3 protein-coding genes and 1 pseudogene are annotated in these 2,763 nt (G+C 67.2%); 3 read left to right on the forward strand and 1 reads right to left on the reverse strand.

Annotated features, from left to right (window positions below; genetic code table 11):
* Together BN903_RS16900 and BN903_RS11305 are read left to right on the forward strand one after the other, a co-directional pair.
* Window positions 1-73, forward strand: a pseudogene (locus tag BN903_RS16900) (cytochrome C biogenesis protein); the annotation flags it as partial.
* 113 nt (window positions 74-186) lie between these two features.
* Window positions 187-843, forward strand: a complete 657-nt coding sequence (locus BN903_RS11305) for an AIM24 family protein (protein ID WP_048077826.1) — start codon at window positions 187-189, stop codon at window positions 841-843.
* Between the two features lie 39 nt (window positions 844-882).
* Here the strand turns inward: BN903_RS11305 and BN903_RS11310 are convergent, their stop codons facing one another.
* On the reverse strand, window positions 883-2,238 hold the full coding sequence (locus BN903_RS11310) for a sodium-dependent transporter (RefSeq protein ID WP_048077827.1): 1,356 nt from the start codon (window positions 2,236-2,238) through the stop codon (window positions 883-885).
* Between the two features lie 145 nt (window positions 2,239-2,383).
* On the opposite strand from BN903_RS11310, the gene BN903_RS11315 reads away from it, so the two are divergent.
* The coding region (locus BN903_RS11315; RefSeq protein ID WP_048077828.1) for an FAD-dependent oxidoreductase at window positions 2,384-2,763 on the forward strand (380 nt) is incomplete at its 3' end.

The raw sequence follows: 2,763 nt of genomic DNA on the forward strand, positions 1-2,763 counted from the left end.
GAAACGGATCGCGGGCGCGGTGATGGTCGCCGCCGGGATCGGACAGCTGTACCTCTCGCTCGTCGTGTACTGAGGCCCCGGTGTCGCGTTCGATCCGTGAAGCAGATCCTTGTCTCTCCCGTACCTTCTTAACCGACAGCGCGGAACCTCCGTACAGCCGAACCGAGACGGTTCGGTCCCCGCACGATGAATCTCGATCAGTTCACCGCCGAGAACGCACCGACGGACAGCGCGGAACCGTTCCAGCGCGAGAACAGCTACACCTTAGACGTCGCGGTCACCGGGACCGTCATGGCGAAGGCCGGCTCGATGGTCGCGTACACGGGCGACGTCTCGTTCACCGGAAAGGCCTCCGCGGAAGGGGGCATCACCGGCTTCCTCAAGGAGGCCGCCACGGGCGAAGGGACGCCGATCATGGCCGTCGAGGGTGACGGACACGTCTACTTCGCGGACGACGGCAAGAAGGTACAGGTGATCGAACTCGGTGCCGACGAGTCGATCACCGTCAACGGCGAGGACGTGCTCGCGTTCGAGGAGTCGCTCTCCTACGAGATCAACACCATCGACAGCCTCGCCGGCGCGCTCGCGGGCGGGTTCAGCAACGTCTACCTCGAAGGGCCGGGCTACGTCGCGCTCACGACGCACGGCGACCCGATCGTCTTGGAGCCGCCGGTGGCGACCGACCCCGGCGCGACCGTCGCGTGGGGCGGCACCTCGCCGGACGTGGAGGTCAACCGCAGCCTCTCGGACATGGTCGGTCAGGAGTCGGGCGAGCGGTATCAGATGCGGTTCGACGGCGACGGCGGGTTCGTCGTCATCCAGCCGCGCGAGGAGCACGCCTGAGACGGGGCCGACACCGACACGTCGGCCCCCCGTATCGGCCTACCGCGCCGCCAGCCACTCGGCGAAGCCGCCGGTGAGGAAGTTGGCGTAGTCGACGATCCCGAGGTACAGCGAGACGATCACGACGATCACGATCGGGATCCGGACGGCCCAGATCCACGCGTCGCCGAGCCCGCCGAGGCCGTCGAGTCCCTGTCGCAGTTCGTCGCGAGCGATGTCGGGGATTACCCAGCCGACGAACAGCGCGAGCAGCAGCGACCCGAGCACGAGCAGGATTCCGTCGGCGAGTAAGTCGTACAGGTCGAGGAAGATCAGGTCGACGGTGACGGGCACTCCGAGCAGGAAGACCGCCACGCCGAGCGCGGCCGACGCCGGGACCCGAGCGACGCCGACCTCGTCGATCAGGTACGAGACCAGCACTTCGAGGATGCTGATCGCCGAGGAGAGCGCGGCGATCCCGACCATCCCGAAGAAGACGACGCCGAGGATCCGGCCGCCGGGGATGCCGGCGAACGCCGACGTGAGGCTCACGAAGATCGCGCCGGGACCGCCCGTTCCCGGCTCGATCCCCACCGAGAAGAGGATCGGGAAAACGACGAAGCCGACGAGGACGGCGACGAGCGTGTCGAGCGTCGCGATGATCCCCGCGTCGGCCGCGAGGTTCCGGTCCTCGCCGAGGTAGGAGGCGTAGGTGATCATCACGCCCATCCCGAGCGACAGCGTGAAGAACGCCTGTCCGGCGGCGGCCGGCAGGATTTCCGTCCAGTTCGCCGCGATCGTTCCGAAGTCGGGCGAGAGGTAGTAGGCGTACGCCGCGCTCGCGCCGTCGAGGGTGAATCCGTACGCCGCCAACCCGAGCAGGAGGACGAGGATGGCGGGGACCATCACCTTCACGCTCAGTTCGATCCCGCGCCGGACGCCGGCGGCGATGATGCCGATGACGAGCAGCATGAAGACGGCGTGGAAGAGGAGCGTGTCGAGTCCGGTCGAGACCGTGCCGAACAGCGCCTCGGCCTCGGACGGATCGGTGAGGGTGAACCCTTCGGTGATCCCGATGAGCGTGTACCGGAGGAACCAGCCCGCGACGACGCTGTAGTACGAGAGGATGATGAACCCGGTGACGACGAACAGCCAGCCGGCGTACGACCACGCGCCGCTGCCGAGTTCACGCAGCGCGCCGACCGGGTTCCGGTCGGTCCGGCGTCCGATGACGAACTCGACGAGGATCGCCGGGAATCCGATCAGCGCGACGAACGCCAGATAGGTGATCAGAAACGACGATCCGCCGTACTGGCCGGTGATGAACGGGAATCTCCAGATGTTCCCGAGTCCGACCGCGCTACCGACCGCGGCGAGGATGAACCCCGCTCGCGTCGCCCATGTCTCGCGTGCCATTGATACCGGAGAAATTCCGTTGCGGCGTAAAAACGTGTCTCTCCGGCGCTGAGACAGGTAACGAACATTCCTGATCGTTCGTCCAATCACCCCTGAATCGAGTCCCGACCGTGAATTTAATAGCCGGACGGCTACCTCACGGGGTATGGAACGCGTAGACGTCGCGATCGTGGGTGGCGGTCCGGCGGGGTCCTCCGCAGCGCACGCGGCCGCGACCGGCGGCGCTGACGCGCTCGTGCTCGAAAAGGGAGTCCCCAGAGCCGACCGCGACCGGCTCGGTCCCGACTCGACCGACGCCGCGGGCATCCTCGACTACTGGGTCGACATCATGGGGATCCACCCCGACGAGTTCGACGACGGGGTCGTTCAGCGCGAGCTGAACCGCGCGGAGTTCCGTGGCCCGGAGGAGGCGGCGACGCTCGAATCCACCGGCATCGACTCCTCGTACGACAAGTTCGGGTACACCTTCCAGCGCGCACGCTTCGACGACTGGCTCCGCGACCGCGCCGAGGACGCCGGCGCGGC

It is taken from the genome of Halorubrum sp. AJ67, assembly GCF_000513435.1.

Coding starts and splice junctions, on each gene's coding strand:
- BN903_RS11305 (WP_048077826.1), top strand. CDS start 187: ATGAATCTCGATCAGTTCACCGCCGAGAACGCACCGACGGACAGCGCG.
- BN903_RS11310 (WP_048077827.1), bottom strand. CDS start 2,238: ATGGCACGCGAGACATGGGCGACGCGAGCGGGGTTCATCCTCGCCGCG.